Raw genomic sequence first — 19,714 nt, 5'->3', positions numbered from 1 at the left:
TCCTGGGTATGTTTTTGTCGTTAAAAACATTGTACCGTAAAAGGACTGTTATATGGCCTTTTTACTTTTACACAATTATACGGACTTTATCAAATAGAGAGACAATTAATTTTCGAAGGATGAATATAGATGGTGCAGAACGAAATTATTAGGTTCTCGAATGTTACATTTAAATACGATGAAGATGAACCTACTGCATTGGAAAATGTTACATTTAATATAAAACGCGGTAAATGGACATCAATCGTTGGCCATAATGGTTCAGGTAAGTCTACAATTGCTAAATTGCTCATGGGTATCAACAATAATTATGAAGGAGATATTATTGTAAAAGATATTAAAGTATCTGAAGAAAATATCGACGAAGTTAGAAAACATATCGGTATCGTTTTTCAAAATCCTGATAATCAGTTTATAGGCTCTACTGTAGAGTATGATGTTGCGTTTGGAATGGAGAACCAAGGCATAGAATATAGTCTTATGCATACAATTGTAGATCAAGTATTAACTGAAGTAAGTATGTTAGAAATGAAGACATTCGAGCCATCTCATTTGTCAGGCGGTCAAAAACAGCGCGTTGCAATTGCAGGTATTTTAGCTATGTCGCCAGATGTCATTATTTTAGATGAAGCAACAGCAATGTTAGACCCTGAAGGAAAAGGAAGCATCATGAATTTAATTAAAACTATACAAGATGAACGTCACTTAACAGTCATTTCAATTACACACGATTTAGAAGAAGCAGTAGAAGCTGATGAAATTATCGTTATGAATAAAGGTAAAGTTTATAAACAAGATGTCCCAGAAGAAATATTTAAAGAAGGGGCATATTTAACTGAAATAGGATTAGATTTACCTTTCGCAATGAGAATGAATAGCCTGTTATTAAATAATTACGCGTTTTCATCTTTTGAACAGTTGGTGAATCGCTTATGAAAATTATATTTAATAATGTAAGTTATGACTATGGTTTAAAAACGCCATTTCAATATAGAGCGTTAAATCATATTTCAACCACTTTTAACGAATCGAGATTTTATGCAGTTGTAGGACAGACTGGGTCGGGGAAATCTACGCTAATCCAACATTTAAACGCAATATTAAAACCAACTGAAGGGCAGTTAACTATTGATGAAATAGAAATCAATAGAAAGACAAAATCTAAGAAATTATCTCCTGTTCGTAAAAAGGTTGGTATCGTTTTTCAATTTGCAGAACATCAATTATTCGAAGATACAGTCGAAAAAGATATTATATTCGGTCCACTTAATTATGGTATGGATAAAGATAAAGCAGTTAAAAGAGCAGAAGAATTAATGGATTTATTAGGTATGGAACATGCTTTATTAAAGAAGTCGCCATTCGAGCTCTCAGGTGGCCAAAAACGACGTATAGCTATCGCGGGTGTACTAGCTATGGAACCTGAGATATTAGTCCTTGATGAGCCTACAGTGGGCTTAGACCCTAAAGGACAACAAGACATGATGGATTTGTTCAGAAAAATACAAATGGACCTAGGTATAACAGTAATACTTATTTCTCATCAAATGGACATCGTTTTGAAATACGCAGATGAAGTGAAAGTGATTAAAGCAGGAGAATTAATAGCTGAAGATAAACCTATTAATATTTTTACTAATGAAGAATTAGTGAGACAAGCACATTTAGACATTCCAAAAATCATCCAATTACAACAAGCTGTTGAGCGCAAATACAATATGCAATTTGATCAACTTGCAACTTCTGAAGAAATGTTTAAAGATATGTATGATAAGTGGGTGATGAAACATGACAGATAAACTGATAATTGGTCGTTATATTCCTGGTAATACAATTATTCACCAACTTGATTCTCGAATGAAAATGATTTTTGTACTACTTTTTATGGTGTTAATATTCTTTTGTAATTCGTGGTTGAGTTATTGTTTCATGATTTTATCCGTTTTATTCATTATGTATTTATCAAAAATAAAACTTTGGTTTTTAATTAAAGGTCTTACTCCAGTGATGATTCTATTTATCTTTACATTCGTCATGCACTTAATCGTAACAAAAGGCGGTCCTGTGCTCATTGATTTTAAAATATTTACAGTTGAACAAAATGGTGTAGTACAAGGTACATTTATTGTATTAAGACTTGTGTTACTTGTTATGATTTCAACTATTATGACCCTTACTACAAGCCCAATTAGTTTAACAGATGCAATAGAATCAATGCTAAGACCGTTAAAAAAAATAAAGTTTCCAGTTCACGAAATGGCTATGATGATGTCTATATCTTTAAGGTTTATCCCTACTTTAATGGATGAATTGGAAAGAATAATAAAGGCTCAAACATCAAGAGGTTCAGATGTTACGTCTGGAAGTATTATGAATAGATTTAAAGCTATTATACCTTTATTAATTCCTATGTTTATTTCGGCTTTTAAGAGAGCAGATGACTTAGCAATAGCAATGGAAGCAAGAGGTTATAATGCATCAAATGTTAGAACAACATATCGTAATTTAAATTGGCGTATGAGAGATACGTTAGCATTATCAACAATTATTATCATAGCAATTGTTATATATTTATTAAGAAATTGAGGTGCCTATTTTGAGGATGTTAGTGAAAATTTCATATCATGGAGGACAATTCATGGGTTTTCAAATACAACACCATGAAAGAACGGTCCAATATGAATTTGAAAGAATTCTAAAAAGAATGCACCGTACATTTGTTAGAATTCATCCTTCTAGTAGAACGGATAAAGGTGTTCACGCTATAGAGCAGTATTTTCATTTTGATACAGAGTTGAGTATCGCCCCAGATAAATGGCAGTATGCATTTAATTCTGCTTTACCAAAAGATATATATGTTCAAAGCGTAGAACAAATCAGTGATACATTTCATTGTCGATATCATTGTGTAGGTAAAAAATATCGTTACAAAGTTTATATAGACGAAGCTAGAAAAGTATTTGAACACGATACAAAAGTACAACAAAAGAAACCGGTCGATATAAACGCAATGAACGAAGCAGCTAAATCATTTTTAGGAACACATGATTTTACAAGTTTTTGTTCACAAAAGACAGAAGTAAAAAACAAAGAAAGAACAATTTATCAAAGTGAAGTTGTAGAAACGGAAGAAGGCTTTGAATTTATCGTGACAGGTTCTGGTTTTCTATATAATATGGTACGCGTTATGGTAGCTTATTTAATTCTTGTAGGTGAAGGGAAAAGAAGCGGTCAGGAAATTCATAAATTACTTGAAGAAAGAGATCGTAATAAAGTGCCACATACAGCACCTGCACATGGATTATACTTAGAAAGAATTTATCTTAGCGAAGAAGAACTCAAAGAAGAGTTTGGAGAACACATTCACATTCATAAGAAAAACTCTATATAAATTGTTTGAAATCAATTGACAAAAAGCGAAATAAATTATATTATAGTTAACGGTATTGTTTTATATCACCACCACGATAAGCCCCGGAATCTTATTGTGTTTTAAGATATAGAAGCAGGAATCAGATAACGGAATATAAGATGTATGTTTTTTCTTTGGTACAGGCGAATTCATACATCTTGACCAGAACTTTTTTAAAATTTAGGAGGACACTATAATGCGTCAAACATTTATGGCTAATGAAGCAAACATCGATCGCAAATGGTTTGTTGTTGATGCTGAAGGAGAAACGTTAGGTCGTTTATCATCAGAAATCGCATCAATCTTACGCGGTAAACATAAAGCAACTTATACACCACACGTTGATACAGGAGATAATGTTATAATTATCAATGCTGACAAAATCTACTTATCAGGTAACAAAGAACAAGATAAAATTTACTACCGTCACTCAAATCACCCAGGCGGAATCAAATCAATTTCAGCTGGTGAATTAAAAGAGAAAAACCCAGTTCGTTTATTAGAAACATCTATCAAAGGTATGTTACCAAATAATAAACTTGGTGAAAAACAAGGTAAAAAATTATTCGTATATGCTGGTGCAGAGCATCCACATGCTGCACAACAACCTGAAAACTACGAGTTACGTGGTTAATTAAGAGGAGGATACTACATTGGCACAAGTTGAATATCAAGGCACAGGCCGTCGTAAACATTCAGTAGCACGTGTACGTTTAGTACCTGGTGAAGGTAACATAACAATTAACAAACGTGACGTACGTGACTACTTACCATTTGAATCATTAATTTTAGATTTAAACCAACCATTTGAAGTAACTGAAACTAAAGGAAACTATGATGTTTTAGTAAACGTTCAAGGTGGCGGTTTAACAGGACAAGCACAAGCTATCCGTCACGGAATTGCACGTGCATTGTTAGAAGCTGACCCAGAATACCGTGCTTCATTAAAACGCGCAGGATTACTTACTCGTGATCCACGTATGAAAGAACGTATGAAACCTGGTCTTAAAGGCGCTCGTCGTTCACCACAATTCTCAAAACGTTAATATTGTTTACCAATATTATTTTGAATCCCATAAGCAAATGCTTATGGGATTTTTTTATACTTAACTAATAAATATTTTTATCATTATATAAAATATATTAAAATCTCTAAACCTCCAAGTTGACTTGTATTATATCTGGTGTTAATATGATTCAATCAAAGATATAAAAAGTCTTTAATATCTTTGAAAGGTAAATTACTGCATTAAAATTAAATTTTATTAAAGCACGATATAAGCAAAGAAACATAATTAAATTTATATATAAATTCTGTTTTATCTATTTGAGGAGGTATTTTAATGAATCAAAAATTAACAAAGAAAATCAATAACTTAGAGACGATACAAAGAATTCCAGTAGAAGATATACTATCATTTATTTCTCTAAATAAAGTGGATAAAGTATTAGATCTTGGAGCTGGAGTAGGGTATATAAGTCTTCCAATATCTAAGTACGTAGATGAAGTAACTGCAATTGATTTTGATAAAGACATTTTAAATTATTTAGATAAAAAATCTAAGGAAAAAGAAATTACGAATATTGAAACACTGGTATCAGATTTTAAAGATATTCAATTAAGTAGCGAAACATTCGATAGAGCAATTGCATCAATATCACTGCATGAAGTAAGTCCACTTTCGCAGGCTTTAAATGAAATATATAGAGTCTTAAAAAATAAAGGCGTATTTCTATGTATTGAATTAGAAAAGCTAGATTTAACAAAAGCTCCAAGAGTCTCGTCAGAAGATATGGTAGAACAAGTTCGAGATGCAGGATTTGATAAAGTAGATGTATTTTATCCAGAAGGTAAAATTGCTAATCAGCCTGTTTATATAGTTGTAGCAGAAAAGAATATATAAGCTAAAAGTTTTCTAGATATATTAGATTGGCTATTGGTTAAATAATATACGATAAAATTATACTCCCTATACAGTCATGTAATAAAGCCTGTTTCTTGATACATATGCTATAACAAGTTATGTTGTATATAGGATATTAAGATAAAGTAGAAAGTCACTTGATTAACTTCCAAATCATGAGGAGATATTTCATATTAATGAAATAATAATAGGGGGAAGATTTATATGCTAAAAGAACAGTTTGAAATTTCTTATAATATGTTATCAAATATTATAAAAGATATTGATGAGAAAGAGGCAGACTTTCAGTTAGACTTGGCTAATAATAATATTAAGTGGCAGCTAGGTCATATCATAGTTGCGAATGAAACATTTGTTTTTGGTACGACTGAGGAAGAGAATACTTTAGGGGCTGAATTAGGAAAGTCATTTGCACCTGGTACTTCACCTCAAAGCTTTACTGGCGCTGAACCAACATTTAAAGAACTAAAAGGTATTTTAAATACACAATTAGACAGAATATTAAATATTGTAGATGACCAATTAGATCGTAAACGAAATGAGCCATTAGCTAATATGACAACTTTTGCTGAAACAATACCTTTTGGTGTTACGCATACTAATTACCATACTGGACAAATAAAATTGATGAAAACTATGATGGATAAACTCGATCAAGGTGTATAATTAATTAGGCTGAGACATTTAATTATGTCTCAGCCTGTTTTTTTGTACATTTAAAACAAATTAATGTCTTATCTTCTAAAACAATACCTTCTATAAAACCACTGTTACAATAAATATTCTTTTGACAAATCTTACATTTACCGACAAGTTCTTTTTCCAATATAATCACCTTCATATTAATATTAAATACTAAAAAATGATATGATAATTATAATCAATATTAACATACAATAATGGAGTGATAGAGATGGTATTGGAAATGAAAACAAAATGCGACAATTGCGATTATGTTTTCCATGAAAAAAGTAATGCTTTTATTTGTGTTAAAGAACATACTTTTTGCCGTGATTGTGCAGAAAATCTATATTATGTTTGCCCAGAATGTAGTGGCGAACTTGTAGTAAGACCGAAACTTAAAGCTGATGAAAACACAATTATGAGTGATAGATAAATTTTTATAGATAAACAGGGGGATATACAATTGAATATCGTAAAAATTAACGAAGATGACATTTCACGAATTGTACCAATTTTTAATGCATATCGTGTTCATGCGGGGAAAAAATCTAATAAAGAACAGGCTAATACATTTCTGTATAATAATTTAAAAAATAAAAATGCTACTATATTTATAGCTGAAGAAGAAAATGATGTTATTGGATTTATACAATTATATACGATGCTTTCTTCGATGAAAATGTCACAACTACTTATTATTAATGATTTATTTGTTACTGAGCAAGCACGTGGTAAACACGTTGGAGAGAAACTCATGAACCAAGCATTTCAATATGGTAAAGAAAATGGGTATGAGATAATGTATTTGGAGACTGAGAAAACAAATGTAGCTGGAAACAAACTATATCAAAAATTAGGTATGGTTTTAGATGAAGATCATAACTATTATAGTAAGCCTTTATAAAATAAAACAAGAGGTGGGGATTAAATGAAAGCAATTGGATTTAAAAATGGCTTTGATTTAAATGAAGAAAACGGTTTTGAAGAATTAGACTTACCTACGCCTAAAGCTGAAGGTAAAGATATACTTGTAAATGTAAAAGCAGCAAGTATTAACCCAGTAGATACAAAGTTACGAACGGCAAACTACGATGATTACAAAGTATTAGGCTATGATGCAGTAGGTGTTGTAGAAGCGGTTGGAAATGATGTTGAATTATTCCATGTTGGAGATGAAGTATACTACTCAGGATCTAACATAAGACAAGGTTCTAATGCAGAATATCAACTCGTTGATGAAAGACTAGTAAGTATTAAACCAGAACATTTATCCAATGTAGAAGCTGCTGCATTACCTTTAACTTCACTTACAGCGTTTGAAGCGCTATGCGAAGGGTTAAATATATCAACAAACCCTGAAGATAATGAAGGGAAGAAATTACTGATTATTAATGGAGCTGGTGGTGTTGGTTCAATAGCAACTCAAATTGGAAAACATCTAGGTTTAACTGTAATCACTACAGCTTCTAGAAAAGAAACAAGAAGATGGTCTGAAAAAATGGGCGCTGATATTGTATTAAATCATAAACACCATTTACCAGATGAATTAAAAGCTCACCGTATCAATGAAGTAGATTATATTTTTGATACGCATAATAGTGATGAATACTTTGCAGTAATGGCAGAAATGATAAAGCCTAGAGGTAAAATTGTAGCGTTAGTTAATTTTATGGATAAAGTAGATTTAAATTTATTAAAAGATAAAAGTGTTTCATTTTCATTTGAATTTATGTTTACAAGACCTAAATATGAAACTGAAGATATGAAACAACATCATAAATATTTAAGTGAATTGATGAAATTAATAGATAGAGGCTCTATTAAAACAACACATTATCAAACATTAAAAGGCTTAACTGTAGAAACAATTACAAAAGCTCATGAAATGATAGAAAAAGGAAATAGTATAGGTAAAATTGTAATAGACTATGAAGAAAAATAAATATAGTTAAGAAATATATTAAAAAAAGAGCTTGAGATATAAATCTCTGGCTCTTTTTTGGATAGAATATATTGTTATTGGATTAACTAAGACGAAAATCCAAGTAAAGCCCATTTTATTGGATTAATTACGCCGAAAATCCAAATAGATCCTCTCTTGTTGGATTTACGATTAAATAGACTCACGAATTTACTTTTTCTAACCTAAAATCAAAAAAGCTGGAACATTTATAATGTTCCAGCTTCTTTTTAAATAGGGATACGTAGCTATATTAATAATCGTTTTCGTTTGCTTTACGTCTAAAGTTTGGATATTTAGAACGTATTGTATAAACAAGCATTGATAGTAATGCAAAGACAATTGCGATACTTCCAATAATCAACATAGATTGTAAGTACGTTACGTCGCTTGTAAAGTTAAATATATTTTCTCTTAATGCTTTAATGACATAGCTCATTGGAGAAAATGGATGTAAGTCTTGGAAGAACTTGCCTGATAATTGAATAGGGAAAGTACCTTCACTTGAACCTAACTGTAAAATTAATAATATGATTGCTAAGAATTTACCGATATTACCTAATACTACAGTTAAAAAAGTAACAATCATATAAGCTGCTAAACTCCATAATAGAAGTGTCAGTGTGAAATATCCATGGTTGGCGATATCCATATCAAATATATATAGACATAGTACTGCTAGTGCGAGTGCTGAACCTACAGATTGTAAGAAATAAATAACAAATTTACTTAACCACCATTTGATTCCTGTTGAATCTCCCATACGTTTATCTATTGGATAAACTGCAGCAAAGGCTACTGCTCCGACATATAAGCTTAATGCAAGAATATATGGTGCGAAACTTTGACCATAATTATCTACTTCAGTTAAGTCGTTTTCACTTGATTTAACTGGTTTATTGATGGAATCTGTATTTTTCTTATTAAAATATTGACCTTCAGACTGTTTAATAGCTTTATCAATATTATCTTTCAATTTATTATTATTAGCTTGTAGTTCGTTTAGACCTTGTGATACTTGCTTACTACCTTGTAGAAGTTGCTCTCCTTGAGCTCCGGCCATAGGTGCCATTTGTTCTAACCCAGATTCAACTTGTTGATTACCATCTATAAGTTGGGATTCTGCATCAGACATTTGTCCTAAAGCTTTAGAGGTATCTTTATAACCATCTGTAAGTTTATTCATGCCATTAAATACTTCTGTAATGTATTTGTCTCGAATAGAACTACTTAGGTTATCTTCAACTGCTGTTACTGCTTTAGTTGCAATTTGAGAACCAGTATAACTATATCCAGGGTTTGTTTTAATATTTAAATCAATTTTTTCTGGAGATTTATCTAACATGGACCCAGCGTTTTTAGTTGTATTTTCAGGTATTGTTATAACTGCATAAGATTCACCGCGTTCTAAATGTTTATCTGCAGTAGATTGTTCTACAAACTCCCATTTGAATTTATCATTATCCTTTAATTTATCAACGACGTCATTACCTATATTCGTCTTCTCACCATTAATTTCGCCGCCTTTATCATAATTGACTATTGATATTTTTAATTCGTCAGTTTTACCATAAGGATCCCACAAAGACCCCACGAATACAGAACTATAAATAAGCGGTAAAAGCATGATTGCTATTAAAGAAATGAGCATAAATTTATGTGTCCATAAGTTTTTTATATCATCAAACATGTTTAGCATTATCCTTTCCAGTTATAAGATTGTTTGCTTTTTGGAGCTGTTTAACGAATGTGATGATTTCTTGATCAGAGAAATGAGAAGATAATTTACGACTAAAAGTTTCATAGATTATATCTTCAGTACGACTAACAAGAGATAATCCTTTTTCAGTTAGCAATACAGATTTTTCTCTTTTATCTTCACCTTGTTGGATTGAAATAAGATCTAAATGCTTTAGTTTATTAATTCTGTTAGATATTGCTGTTTTAAAAACACCTTGTCTTTGAGCTATAAAGCTAAATGTACATTTAGGAGATTCTTTAATAATTTTTAGAGTTTGAAATTGTTCTTTAGAGATTACTTCATCTAACCCAGACTTATTTAAAATTTTTGCTACTTCGCTATGAATGTTAACAATAGATTCTTGAAATAGGTTAAATGCTTTTTTTAATTCATTATTTTCCATTAGTACACCTCCTGAACTTATTACTTTTCATATAGTACACCCTATGAACTAAAATTGCAACAATAAAATACATTATTAAAACAAACGTTTGCGCTAGATTATAGATATGTATTTATAAAGCTAATATATGTATATAAATATAAATGCAAACGTTTGCGTAAAATTCATTGACAAATTGTTAAATTACACATATGATAAGTTTATATTTAAAAATGAAAGCGATTTCAATTAACGGAGGGAATCATATGACCGATTTAAAATTAGAAAATATTAAGAAAACCTATGATAAAGGAAATACGGTGGTTAATGATTTTAATTTACATATTAAAGACAAAGAATTTATAGTGTTTGTCGGTCCGTCAGGGTGTGGCAAATCAACAACATTAAAGATGATAGCAGGGCTAGAAGATATAACGGATGGAGAATTTTCTATTGATGGTTCAAGAATGAACGATGTAGCACCTAAAGATAGAGATATAGCGATGGTATTTCAAAATTATGCTTTATATCCACATATGACAGTATACGATAATATGGCTTTTGGCTTAAAACTTAGAAAAATGAATAAAAAAGAAATAGACAAAAGGGTACAATATGCTGCAGAAATTTTAGGTTTAAAAGAATTTTTACCGAGAAAGCCTAAAGCTTTATCTGGTGGACAAAGACAAAGAGTAGCTTTAGGTAGAGCGATTGTTAGAGATGCTAAAGTATTTTTAATGGATGAACCTTTATCTAATTTAGATGCAAAATTACGTGTTCAAATGAGGACTGAAATTTTGAAATTACATGAACGTCTACAAACGACAACAATTTACGTAACACATGACCAAACTGAAGCATTAACAATGGCAAGTCGCATCGTTGTATTGAAAGATGGAGATATCATGCAAATAGGTACACCAAGAGAAGTGTATGATTCGCCAGAAAATGAGTTTGTTGCTCAATTTATTGGCTCACCTGCAATGAACATTTTCGATGCAAAAATAAATCAAGATAACTTAGAAATAGGCGATCAAGTGATTAAGTTGAATGAGAGACAGACAAGATTATTAACAAATGCTGGTTATGATGGGAAAGACATAAGATTTGGTATAAGACCAGAAGATATTCACGATGAACCAATATTTATATCAGCACATCGGGATACAACATTCAAAACAAAAGTATTAGTAAGTGAATTATTAGGTTCAGAAATAATGATACATGGTTTGTTTAGTGACATTGAATTTTCAGCGAAATTAGATGCAAGAACAGTAGTAAATCCTAATGAAGAAATTGAATTAGCCATCGATTTAAATAAATGTCATTTCTTAGATAAAGAAACCGGAGAAAAAATAAAAAATTAAATCAGTGTCAAATTAACACTTGAAAGAAGGAGAGTATATGAAGCGAATAATAAAATTTTGCTCAGTGATACTAGTTGTTACGTTATTAGTAAGTTGTGGTCCAAAACGTACACAAGAAGATATTGATAAAGCTTTAAATGATGATGAAAAGACTTCAAAACCTGAATCGTTAACAATGTGGGTTGATGGAGATAGGCAAATGTCTTTCTATAAAGAAGTAACGAAAGAATACACTAAAAAAACAGGAATAGAAATTATTCTAAAAAACACTGCACAAGATGACCAAGTTGACAATTTATCTTTAGATGGCCCCTCTGGAAAAGGACCTGATTTATTCTTTCAACCTCAGGATAGAGCAGGAGATGCATACTTACAAGGATTGGCAGCAGAAATTGATTTTACAGAAGAAGAACTTGAAGGATATTCAAAAGATGCATTAGATGCATTAAACTACGAAGGTAAACAATTAGCATTACCAGTAATAGTTGAATCAACGGCTGTCGTTTATAATAAAAAGCTTGTAAAAACACCACCAAAGACTATGGAAGATGTAGAAAAAATTGCTGAAAACATAACTGATAAAGATAAAAAACAATATGGTTTCATGTTTGATGCTAAAAACTTTTACTTTAATTACCCATTTTTATTTTCACAAGGCGGATACATTTTTAAAGAAAAAGATAACGGGTTTGATACTACAGATGTAGCAGTAAATGATAAAGCTGTAGTAGAAAGTGGCAAAAGACTGCAATCATGGTATGAAAAAGGTTATATCACAAAGTCAGCAGATCAAGATGTCATTGTTGGTTTATTTAAAGAAGGAAAAGTTGGCATGTTTGTGACTGGTCCATGGCAAACTTCAGAGTTTAAAGAAGAATTAGGTGACGATTTTGGTACAGCGATTTTACCTAAAGATAATGGCAAACAAATGAAACCATTTTTAGGTGTTCGTGGTTGGTTTATATCAGAGTACAGTAAGGAGAAATATTGGGCTAAAGATTTATTATTATTTCTAACAAATCAAAAGAACATGCAGAAATATACTGACGATATGCAAGAAATTACAGGACGTACAGATGTTTCATCTAAAAATGAACTTCTAAGACCATATGAGCAACAAGCACAAAATGCTGTTCCAATGCCTAATATTCCAGAAATGAGTCAGGTCTGGGATCCTATGGGAAATGCAGCGATATTTATGTCAAATGGGAAAGATTCAAAAGAAGCATTAGATGAAGCAAAAAGTAATATAGACGAACAGGTGAAAATTATGAATGCATCTAAAAAATAAAAGAAGGTGTCAAATATGAAGAATAGAAATCCTAAATTAGCTGGGATATTGTCCGTTATTCCAGGTGTTGGACAATTTTATAATAAAAGATACATAAAAGGCAGTATTTTTATTATATTTTTTATTAGTTTTATAAGTGTTTTTTATCAGTTTATGAACATTGGATTTTGGGGATTATTTACGCTTGGTACAGTGCCAAAACTAGATGATTCAAGAGTATTGTTAGCGCAAGGGATTATATCCCTCATACTTATAGCATTTGCTATCACACTTTACGTTGTAAATATAATCGATGCATATAGAAACGCCGAACAATATAACCGAGGTCACGAAATTAAAGATAGTAAAGGACGTATGGTTGCAACATGGGATAAAACATTCCCTTATTTATTGATTTCACCAGGTGTTTTTTTATTAATTTTTGTTGTAGTATTTCCATTACTATTTATGTGTTTTTTAGCTTTTACGAATTATAATTTATATAATGCACCTCCTAGAAATTTATTAGAATGGGTTGGCTTTGATAATTTTAAATCGTTATTAACTGTTCCTATTTGGAAGACAACTTTTTTTAATGTATTAACTTGGACAATTGTATGGACACTAGTAGCTACAACTTTACAAATTGTGTTGGCATTATTGTTGGCTATAATTGTAAATCACCCGTTGGTAAAGTTTAAAAAATTAATTAGAACAGTATTGATTCTTCCATGGGCAGTACCATCATTTGTTACTATTTTAATATTTGCAGCAATATTTAACGATGATTTTGGTTCAATAAATAATGATATATTGCAACCCTTATTAGGTATAGCACCAGCGTGGTTAAACGATCCATTTTGGGCGAAAATAGCTTTGATATTCATTCAAGTATGGTTAGGGTTTCCTTTTGTATTTGCTTTATTTACTGGTGTATTACAAAGTATTTCATCAGATTGGTATGAAGCAGCTGATATGGATGGCGCTTCGAGTTGGCAGAAATTTAGAAACATAACATTTCCTCATATTTTGTTTGCAACTGCTCCGTTATTGATTATGCAATATGCAGGTAATTTTAATAACTTTAACCTTATATATTTATTTAATAAAGGTGGACCGCCAGTATCAGGCCAAAACGCAGGAAGTACAGATATATTAATATCATGGGTTTATCGCTTAACATTCGATATGCAAAACTATAATATGGCAGCTACTATTTCATTAATTATTGGGATATTTATCGCAATAATTGCATTTATACAATTTAGAAAAACAAGTACGTTTAAAGATGAGGGGGATATTTAATGAATAAGAAAAACAAAAATATATTAAGAGCTATTTTGATGTATAGTATTTTGGCTGTTATGTTTATTATCATTATTTATCCGTTATTATGGACATTAGGATTATCTTTAAACTCGGGTTCAAATTTATATGGATCAAGTATGATACCTAAAGATGCTTCGCTAAAAAACTATATATTTTTATTAACAGATCCTTCTAGTGATTATTTAACTTGGTATAAAAACACATTAATCGTTGCGACTGCAAATGCATTATTTTCAGTTATATTTGTAGGTTTAACGTCTTATGCTTTTTCAAGATATAGATTTGTAGGTAGAAAATATGGGTTAATAGCATTTTTAATACTTCAAATGTTTCCTGTTTTAATGGCGATGGTAGCTATTTATATCTTGTTAAATACTATCGGTCTTTTAGATTCATTATTTGGGCTAACTTTGATCTATATCGGTGGATCAATACCGATGAATGCGTTTTTAGTGAAAGGGTATTTTGATACAATACCAAAAGAATTAGATGAGTCAGCCAAAATGGATGGTGCTGGGCATATGAGAATATTCTTCACAATTATGTTACCTTTAGCTAAACCGATATTAGCAGTAGTAGCACTGTTTAATTTTATGGGACCATTCATGGACTTTATATTACCTAGAATCTTATTAAGAAGTCCTGAAAAATATACATTGGCAGTTGGATTATTTAATTTTATAAATGACCAGTTCGGTAATAATTTCACAGTTTTTGCTGCAGGTGCTATGATGATAGCAATCCCAATTTCAATCGTATTTTTACTTTTACAAAGATATTTAGTCACTGGATTAACTGCAGGTGCAACTAAAGGATAATAAGGAGTGGTTTTGTGGTTACAATTAAAGATGTCGCAAAAGAGGCTAATGTAGCCCCTTCAACAGTTTCAAGAGTAATAAGCGGTCATAAAAGCATCAGTGAAAATACATCGAAAAAAGTAAAAGCTGTTATGCGAAAATTAGGTTATGAACCTAATGTAGCTGCAAGAACACTTGTAACTCAAAAAACAAAAACAATAGGATTAATTTTAAAGACAGCATCTAAAGAAATGACTCAAAATCCGTTCTTTACCGATGTATTGATGGGCATATCTATCGCATGTAAAAAAAGAGCGTATTCTACGATTATGACCACTGCGATTGAGTCAGAAGAATTAATCGCAGAAGTAGAAAGTTTAATGAAATCTAAATCTATTGATGGATTTATCATGCTGTATTCAAAAGAAAATGATCCAATTATAAAATTACTTAAAAAAAATAAATTCCCGTTTGTTGTTATAGGCAAGCAACTACAAGAACGAGATATTATTCATATTGATAACGATAATATTGAAGCGAGCGAATTAATGACGCAGTTTATGATAGATAAGGGACATAACCATTTAGCTTTTATTGCTGAACCAGATTCGTATGCAGTGGCAATAGATCGAATTGAAGGGTTTAAAAGGGTTTGCATAAAAAATAATGTTAATGAATTTCATATTTTTAATGCACGACCTGAAAGAAATGAAATTATGGAAGTCGTTAAGAAAATGAAGGAACAAGAAGTATTTCCAAGCGCAATTATTACATCAGATAGCATGTTAAATATAAATTTATTAAGTGCTTTGTATCACTACAATATAAGAATTCCTGATGATGTAATGACTGCAACATTTAATGATTCTTTCATTAATGAATCTGCTTCGCCACCCCAAACAGTTGTAAATATTCATCCTGAATATTTAGGGGAAGAAGCAGGTATAGCCATGATTAAATTAATAGAAGATCCACATATAATTAAGAAAAACACTATTATACCGACTGAGATTATAGAAAGAGCATCTACAAAAAGACAGGAGAATGTTTAAATATGGAAGAGCGTATTTGGTGGAAAGAAGCTGTTTGTTATCAAATTTATCCAAGAAGTTTTAAAGATTCTAATGACGATGGGATAGGTGATATTAACGGCATAAGAGAGAAATTAAGTTATTTAAAAGATTTAGGAATTGATGTAATTTGGGTTTCTCCAATTTTTACGTCACCTAATGATGATAATGGCTACGATATAAGTGACTATCAAGATATAATGGAAGAATTCGGTACGATGGAGGACTTTGATTTATTACTAGAAGAAACGCATGATCTCGGTATGAAATTAATTTTAGATTTAGTTATAAATCATACTTCAGATGAACATCCATGGTTTATAGAATCAAAATCCAGTAAAAAAAATTCTAAGAGAGATTGGTATATTTGGAAAGAAGGAAATAATAATAAAGAGCCCAATAACTGGGGAAGTATTTTTAATGGTTCTGCATGGGCAAAAACAAATGAAACTGATGAATATTATTTGCATATATTTAGTAAAAAACAGCCAGACCTTAACTGGGAAAATGCAGATGTTAGAAAAGAATTATATAAGATGATTAATTGGTGGTTTGATAAAGGAATTGATGGATTTAGAGTAGATGCCATTACACATATTCAAAAATCATTTGAAGATGGTGATATTGAATATGCTGAAAATGAAACGAATTTTAAACCTGCGTTCGATCGATATACAAATAGGCCAGGTATTTTAGAACATTTAAGAGAGCTGAGAGACGAAACTTTTAATAAGTATGATATCATGACAGTCGGTGAAGCGAACGGTGTTTCTCCATATGATGCTGAAAATTGGGTCGGGTTTGAAAATGGAATATTTAATATGATATTTCAATTTGAGCACTTAGGATTATGGAATACTGAAGATGCAGGGTTCGACATTCAAAGATATAAAGAAGTTATGACCAAATGGCAAAACCAATTAGAAGGTAAGGGTTGGAATGCTTTATTTATTGAAAACCACGATCAACCAAGACTTGTTTCAACGTGGGGAGACGATCAACATTATTGGTATGAAAGTGCGACAAGTCATGCGACGAATTATTTCTTACAAAAAGGGACGCCATTTATATATCAAGGACAAGAAATAGGTATGACTAACTATCCATTCCAATCATTAGAAGAATTTAATGATGTATCAGTCAAAAATGAAGTTAGATTAAAAAAAGAAAATGGAGAAAACGTAGAGCAATTATTACATGATTTCAGTAAAGTAAATCGAGATAATTCGAGAACAATGATGCAATGGAACCAAACTGATTATGCAGGATTTTCAAAAGAAAGACCTTGGTTCCATGTAAATCCTAATTATAAAAGTATAAATGTTGAACAACAATTAGAAGATGAAGATTCAATTTTAAGTTACTATAAAAAGCTAATTAAACTTAAAAAATCTAATAATGTATTTAATTATGGTGTTTATGAATTAGTAGATGAATATCATCCACAAATTTATACTTATAAGAGAAAGCTTGATAACAATCAAGTTATTATAATGTGTAATTTAACTAGTGAAGAAGCAGATATATCTAAAGCTTTTAAAATTGAAGATTATGATTTATTACTGAATAATTATAGAGATATTGAAAAAACACAAAAGTTAAAACCTTTTGAAACAAGAGTGTATCAAATAAAATAAATAACTTAGTATAAAATCCATGCATAACATGACTTTTATAGAATAACGTATTATTCAATGCAGCTAATACGAATTCTTGATAATGTCTCTTGTGTATGGATTTTATATATATCCATATTGTTAACGCTTACTACCTTAAACGTTTTATAATAGTATTGAGGTAATAGAATTCAATCGGGAGGTCATAGTATGAAGAAATTAATGAAAGAAAAAACAAATTTTGTTGCTGATATGTTAAAAGGCATTGAAATAATGGATGATGCGGTTGAAATAATAAGTGAAAATGTAGTAGTAAGAAAAAAACTAAAAACAAAAGGTGTTGCTTTAGTTTCTGGAGGAGGTTCAGGCCACGAACCTGCTCATGCTGGTTATGTGGCAGAGGGTATGTTAGATGCAGCTGTATGTGGTGAAGTGTTTACATCTCCTACTCCTGATAAAATTTTAGAAGCAATCAAACATGTAGCTACAGATGAAGGTGTTCTTTTAATAGTGAAAAATTATGCAGGGGATGTAATGAATTTTGAGATGGCGCAAGAAATGGCTGAGATGGAAGGTATCTCTTGTGAGTCAATCGTGGTGAGAGATGATATATCTATCGAAAACATAGAAGATAGAAGAGGTGTGGCCGGAACAGTCTTAGTCCATAAATATGCAGGTTTCTTATCCGATAATGGATTCAATCTCGCTGATATAAAGAGTAGAACAGAAACATTTATCGAAAAGATAAGAACAATTGGTATGGCTATTTATCCTTGTTTAGTACCAACTACTGGTCAATACGGTTTTGATTTAAAAGAGAATCAAATGGAAATAGGAATCGGTATTCATGGTGAACGTGGTATATATCAAGAGGACATTGAACCAATCGATGAAATTATTAAAAGGTTAATGCACGAATTAGAGAAAGAAATATCAGATAAAACATTAATCGTAATGATTAATGGCATGGGTGCAACTCCAGATTCTGAATTAGCGATTGTTTCACATTACTTTAATGAATATGCTAAAAAAAATGAATTAAATATCGAAAAATATTTAATCGGTAATTATATGACAGCTTTAGATATGCAAGGTTTTTCTATTACTTTAGTACCTTATGATGATGAATATCGCGATGCTTTTGATGCACCGACAGAAAGTAAATATTTCGTATAGGAGGATTTATCCATGGATGCAGATTTATTAACTAAAAAATTAAAAGATTTAAGAAATACTTTTGAACAAGAAGAACAACTTTTAACAGACTTAGACAGAGCAATTGGTGACGGGGATCATGGCGTTAATATGCTGAGAGGTTTCAAAGCAGTTGACGAGAAAATTTCTGGGAATACGTTGAATGAAGTTTTGAAATCAACAGGTATGACATTAATGAGTTCTGTAGGAGGGGCGTCTGGTCCACTCTATGGATTTAGTTTTGTAAAAATGGCTTCTCTTAACTATGATGAAATTAATCAAGATAATTTGAAAGAATACATTGATGAATTTAAAAATGCTGTAGCAACACGAGGTAAAGTTTCTGGTGGCGAAAAAACGATGTATGATGTGCTACAAAAAACATCTGAGTACTTAGAAAACAATCAATCTATAAGTAAAGAACAATTACAACAATTTGCAGATGATACGAAAGATTTAGAAGCTACTAAAGGTAGAGCAGCATATTTCAAAAAGGATTCAATTGGACATATCGATCCAGGTGCACAGAGTATGGTATTTGTATTGAATGCTTTAAGTGAGGATGTGTAGAAAATGGCGACAATAGGAATTATTAGTCATAGTAAAGATATAGCACAAGGTGTGAAAGATTTGTTAGCACAAATGTCACCAGATGTAACAGTAATTGCTAAAGGCGGAAATAATGAAGGTGAGATAGGAACAAGTATCGATACAGTTAACGAAATCATCGATGAACTGACAGAAGATGCATTGTTATTTTACGATATTGGGTCAGCAGAAATGAACTTGGAAATGGCTATTGATTTATACGAAGGCGATTACAAATTATATAAAGTTGACGGGCCTATTGTTGAAGGAGCATTTCTAGCGAGCGTATCATTATCAACAGGAGCAACATTAGAAGAAGCAATTTCAAGCATTGAAAGGGAATTTTCTAAAAAATCTTAAAATGTGATCAAGTCAAAAA

Annotated in this window: 22 protein-coding genes; 20 read left to right on the top strand and 2 right to left on the bottom strand. The window is 31.1% G+C overall.

Translation table 11 applies throughout. The annotated features are described in order from the left end of the window. Positions 1–129: 129 nt before the first annotated feature. The 11 genes from LQ682_RS11160 (at position 130) to LQ682_RS11110 (ending at position 7,963) form a co-directional block, all read left to right on the top strand. Positions 130–936, top strand: a complete 807-nt coding sequence (locus LQ682_RS11160; RefSeq protein ID WP_194201522.1) for an energy-coupling factor transporter ATPase — start codon at positions 130–132, stop codon at positions 934–936. Continuing rightward, the gene (locus LQ682_RS11155; protein WP_194201523.1) at positions 933–1,799 is read left to right on the top strand and encodes an energy-coupling factor transporter ATPase; all 867 of its coding nucleotides are present in this window, start codon (positions 933–935) and stop codon (positions 1,797–1,799) included. Before LQ682_RS11160 ends, LQ682_RS11155 begins: the two co-directional genes overlap by 4 nt. Further along, positions 1,789–2,586 carry an energy-coupling factor transporter transmembrane component T family protein gene (locus LQ682_RS11150; RefSeq protein ID WP_016998827.1) on the top strand — a complete coding sequence of 266 codons (798 nt, stop codon included), beginning with the start codon at positions 1,789–1,791 and terminating at the stop codon, positions 2,584–2,586. Before LQ682_RS11155 ends, LQ682_RS11150 begins: the two co-directional genes overlap by 11 nt. Positions 2,587–2,596: 10 nt before the next feature. Next, complete coding sequence (gene truA, locus LQ682_RS11145) at positions 2,597–3,391, top strand: tRNA pseudouridine(38-40) synthase TruA (RefSeq protein WP_135021092.1); 795 nt, start codon at positions 2,597–2,599, stop codon at positions 3,389–3,391. 217 nt (positions 3,392–3,608) lie between these two features. Beyond that, positions 3,609–4,046, top strand: a complete 438-nt coding sequence (rplM, locus tag LQ682_RS11140; RefSeq protein WP_016998829.1) for a 50S ribosomal protein L13 — start codon at positions 3,609–3,611, stop codon at positions 4,044–4,046. Positions 4,047–4,065: 19 nt separating this feature from the next. After that, positions 4,066–4,458 carry a 30S ribosomal protein S9 gene (gene rpsI, locus LQ682_RS11135; protein ID WP_016998830.1) on the top strand — a complete coding sequence of 131 codons (393 nt, stop codon included), beginning with the start codon at positions 4,066–4,068 and terminating at the stop codon, positions 4,456–4,458. A 297-nt stretch (positions 4,459–4,755) separates the two neighbouring features. Further along, complete coding sequence (locus LQ682_RS11130; protein WP_064204188.1) at positions 4,756–5,316, top strand: class I SAM-dependent methyltransferase; 561 nt, start codon at positions 4,756–4,758, stop codon at positions 5,314–5,316. Positions 5,317–5,541: 225 nt separating this feature from the next. Further along, positions 5,542–6,003 carry a DinB family protein gene (locus tag LQ682_RS11125; protein WP_239724236.1) on the top strand — a complete coding sequence of 154 codons (462 nt, stop codon included), beginning with the start codon at positions 5,542–5,544 and terminating at the stop codon, positions 6,001–6,003. A 247-nt stretch (positions 6,004–6,250) separates the two neighbouring features. Beyond that, a complete protein-coding gene (locus tag LQ682_RS11120) occupies positions 6,251–6,454 on the top strand; it encodes a DUF1272 domain-containing protein (protein WP_016998834.1) in 204 nt (67 codons plus the stop codon). A gap of 30 nt (positions 6,455–6,484) precedes the next feature. Beyond that, positions 6,485–6,925 (top strand): GNAT family N-acetyltransferase, encoded by a 441-nt coding sequence (locus LQ682_RS11115; RefSeq protein ID WP_016998835.1) that lies wholly within the window; start codon positions 6,485–6,487, stop codon positions 6,923–6,925. 24 nt (positions 6,926–6,949) lie between these two features. Then, positions 6,950–7,963, top strand: coding sequence for a zinc-binding alcohol dehydrogenase family protein (locus LQ682_RS11110; protein ID WP_016998836.1), 1,014 nt, complete (start codon positions 6,950–6,952; stop codon positions 7,961–7,963). Between the two features lie 271 nt (positions 7,964–8,234). Here LQ682_RS11110 and LQ682_RS11105 read toward each other — a convergent pair whose 3' ends face one another. Both LQ682_RS11105 and LQ682_RS11100 read right to left on the bottom strand, forming a co-directional pair. Beyond that, complete coding sequence (locus LQ682_RS11105; RefSeq protein WP_016998837.1) at positions 8,235–9,671, bottom strand: YhgE/Pip domain-containing protein; 1,437 nt, start codon at positions 9,669–9,671, stop codon at positions 8,235–8,237. Beyond that, a complete protein-coding gene (locus LQ682_RS11100) occupies positions 9,664–10,125 on the bottom strand; it encodes a MarR family winged helix-turn-helix transcriptional regulator (protein ID WP_016998838.1) in 462 nt (153 codons plus the stop codon). The genes LQ682_RS11105 and LQ682_RS11100 overlap by 8 nt, the downstream gene beginning before the upstream one ends. 245 nt (positions 10,126–10,370) lie before the next feature. Between LQ682_RS11100 and LQ682_RS11095 the strand changes: the two genes are divergently transcribed. The 9 genes from LQ682_RS11095 to dhaM all read left to right on the top strand — a co-directional run bounded on the left by LQ682_RS11095 (position 10,371) and on the right by dhaM (position 19,695). Beyond that, the gene (locus LQ682_RS11095; protein WP_239724234.1) at positions 10,371–11,471 is read left to right on the top strand and encodes an ABC transporter ATP-binding protein; all 1,101 of its coding nucleotides are present in this window, start codon (positions 10,371–10,373) and stop codon (positions 11,469–11,471) included. Between the two features lie 37 nt (positions 11,472–11,508). Next, a complete protein-coding gene (locus tag LQ682_RS11090; RefSeq protein ID WP_016998840.1) occupies positions 11,509–12,762 on the top strand; it encodes an extracellular solute-binding protein in 1,254 nt (417 codons plus the stop codon). Between the two features lie 15 nt (positions 12,763–12,777). Next, positions 12,778–14,046, top strand: a complete 1,269-nt coding sequence (locus tag LQ682_RS11085) for a sugar ABC transporter permease (protein WP_070044881.1) — start codon at positions 12,778–12,780, stop codon at positions 14,044–14,046. Then, positions 14,046–14,888, top strand: coding sequence for a sugar ABC transporter permease (locus tag LQ682_RS11080; protein ID WP_064204182.1), 843 nt, complete (start codon positions 14,046–14,048; stop codon positions 14,886–14,888). Before LQ682_RS11085 ends, LQ682_RS11080 begins: the two co-directional genes overlap by 1 nt. A 14-nt stretch (positions 14,889–14,902) precedes the next feature. Continuing rightward, a complete protein-coding gene (locus LQ682_RS11075; RefSeq protein ID WP_064204181.1) occupies positions 14,903–15,919 on the top strand; it encodes a LacI family DNA-binding transcriptional regulator in 1,017 nt (338 codons plus the stop codon). Between the two features lie 2 nt (positions 15,920–15,921). Beyond that, a complete protein-coding gene (locus LQ682_RS11070; RefSeq protein WP_239724232.1) occupies positions 15,922–17,574 on the top strand; it encodes a glycoside hydrolase family 13 protein in 1,653 nt (550 codons plus the stop codon). 189 nt (positions 17,575–17,763) lie between these two features. Then, positions 17,764–18,729 (top strand): dihydroxyacetone kinase subunit DhaK, encoded by a 966-nt coding sequence (dhaK, locus tag LQ682_RS11065; protein WP_016998846.1) that lies wholly within the window; start codon positions 17,764–17,766, stop codon positions 18,727–18,729. 12 nt (positions 18,730–18,741) lie between these two features. Further along, positions 18,742–19,317 carry a dihydroxyacetone kinase subunit DhaL gene (gene dhaL / locus LQ682_RS11060; RefSeq protein WP_064204179.1) on the top strand — a complete coding sequence of 192 codons (576 nt, stop codon included), beginning with the start codon at positions 18,742–18,744 and terminating at the stop codon, positions 19,315–19,317. A gap of 3 nt (positions 19,318–19,320) precedes the next feature. Continuing rightward, the gene (gene dhaM / locus LQ682_RS11055) at positions 19,321–19,695 is read left to right on the top strand and encodes a dihydroxyacetone kinase phosphoryl donor subunit DhaM (RefSeq protein ID WP_016998848.1); all 375 of its coding nucleotides are present in this window, start codon (positions 19,321–19,323) and stop codon (positions 19,693–19,695) included. The last annotated feature ends 19 nt before the right edge of the window (positions 19,696–19,714 follow it).

It is taken from the genome of Mammaliicoccus sp. A-M4 (assembly GCF_022386955.1).
Lineage (GTDB): Bacteria > Bacillota > Bacilli > Staphylococcales > Staphylococcaceae > Mammaliicoccus > Mammaliicoccus lentus.
Note: the sequence above shows the minus strand (reverse complement) of the source record. Positions and strands in the feature narration are given on the sequence as shown.

What these genes read in the sequence shown, in the direction of transcription:
- LQ682_RS11085 (WP_070044881.1), top strand. Translation starts at nt 12,778, where the DNA reads ATGAAGAATAGAAATCCTAAATTAGCTGGGATATTGTCCGTTATTCCA.
- LQ682_RS11160 (WP_194201522.1), top strand. Translation starts at nt 130, where the DNA reads ATGGTGCAGAACGAAATTATTAGGTTCTCGAATGTTACATTTAAATAC.
- LQ682_RS11110 (WP_016998836.1), top strand. Translation starts at nt 6,950, where the DNA reads ATGAAAGCAATTGGATTTAAAAATGGCTTTGATTTAAATGAAGAAAAC.
- LQ682_RS11100 (WP_016998838.1), bottom strand. Translation starts at nt 10,125, where the DNA reads ATGGAAAATAATGAATTAAAAAAAGCATTTAACCTATTTCAAGAATCT.
- LQ682_RS11070 (WP_239724232.1), top strand. Translation starts at nt 15,922, where the DNA reads ATGGAAGAGCGTATTTGGTGGAAAGAAGCTGTTTGTTATCAAATTTAT.
- dhaL (WP_064204179.1), top strand. Translation starts at nt 18,742, where the DNA reads ATGGATGCAGATTTATTAACTAAAAAATTAAAAGATTTAAGAAATACT.
- LQ682_RS11095 (WP_239724234.1), top strand. Translation starts at nt 10,371, where the DNA reads ATGACCGATTTAAAATTAGAAAATATTAAGAAAACCTATGATAAAGGA.
- LQ682_RS11090 (WP_016998840.1), top strand. Translation starts at nt 11,509, where the DNA reads ATGAAGCGAATAATAAAATTTTGCTCAGTGATACTAGTTGTTACGTTA.
- LQ682_RS11080 (WP_064204182.1), top strand. Translation starts at nt 14,046, where the DNA reads ATGAATAAGAAAAACAAAAATATATTAAGAGCTATTTTGATGTATAGT.
- LQ682_RS11130 (WP_064204188.1), top strand. Translation starts at nt 4,756, where the DNA reads ATGAATCAAAAATTAACAAAGAAAATCAATAACTTAGAGACGATACAA.
- LQ682_RS11125 (WP_239724236.1), top strand. Translation starts at nt 5,542, where the DNA reads ATGCTAAAAGAACAGTTTGAAATTTCTTATAATATGTTATCAAATATT.
- dhaK (WP_016998846.1), top strand. Translation starts at nt 17,764, where the DNA reads ATGAAGAAATTAATGAAAGAAAAAACAAATTTTGTTGCTGATATGTTA.
- rplM (WP_016998829.1), top strand. Translation starts at nt 3,609, where the DNA reads ATGCGTCAAACATTTATGGCTAATGAAGCAAACATCGATCGCAAATGG.
- LQ682_RS11150 (WP_016998827.1), top strand. Translation starts at nt 1,789, where the DNA reads ATGACAGATAAACTGATAATTGGTCGTTATATTCCTGGTAATACAATT.
- dhaM (WP_016998848.1), top strand. Translation starts at nt 19,321, where the DNA reads ATGGCGACAATAGGAATTATTAGTCATAGTAAAGATATAGCACAAGGT.
- LQ682_RS11155 (WP_194201523.1), top strand. Translation starts at nt 933, where the DNA reads ATGAAAATTATATTTAATAATGTAAGTTATGACTATGGTTTAAAAACG.
- LQ682_RS11120 (WP_016998834.1), top strand. Translation starts at nt 6,251, where the DNA reads ATGGTATTGGAAATGAAAACAAAATGCGACAATTGCGATTATGTTTTC.
- LQ682_RS11105 (WP_016998837.1), bottom strand. Translation starts at nt 9,671, where the DNA reads ATGTTTGATGATATAAAAAACTTATGGACACATAAATTTATGCTCATT.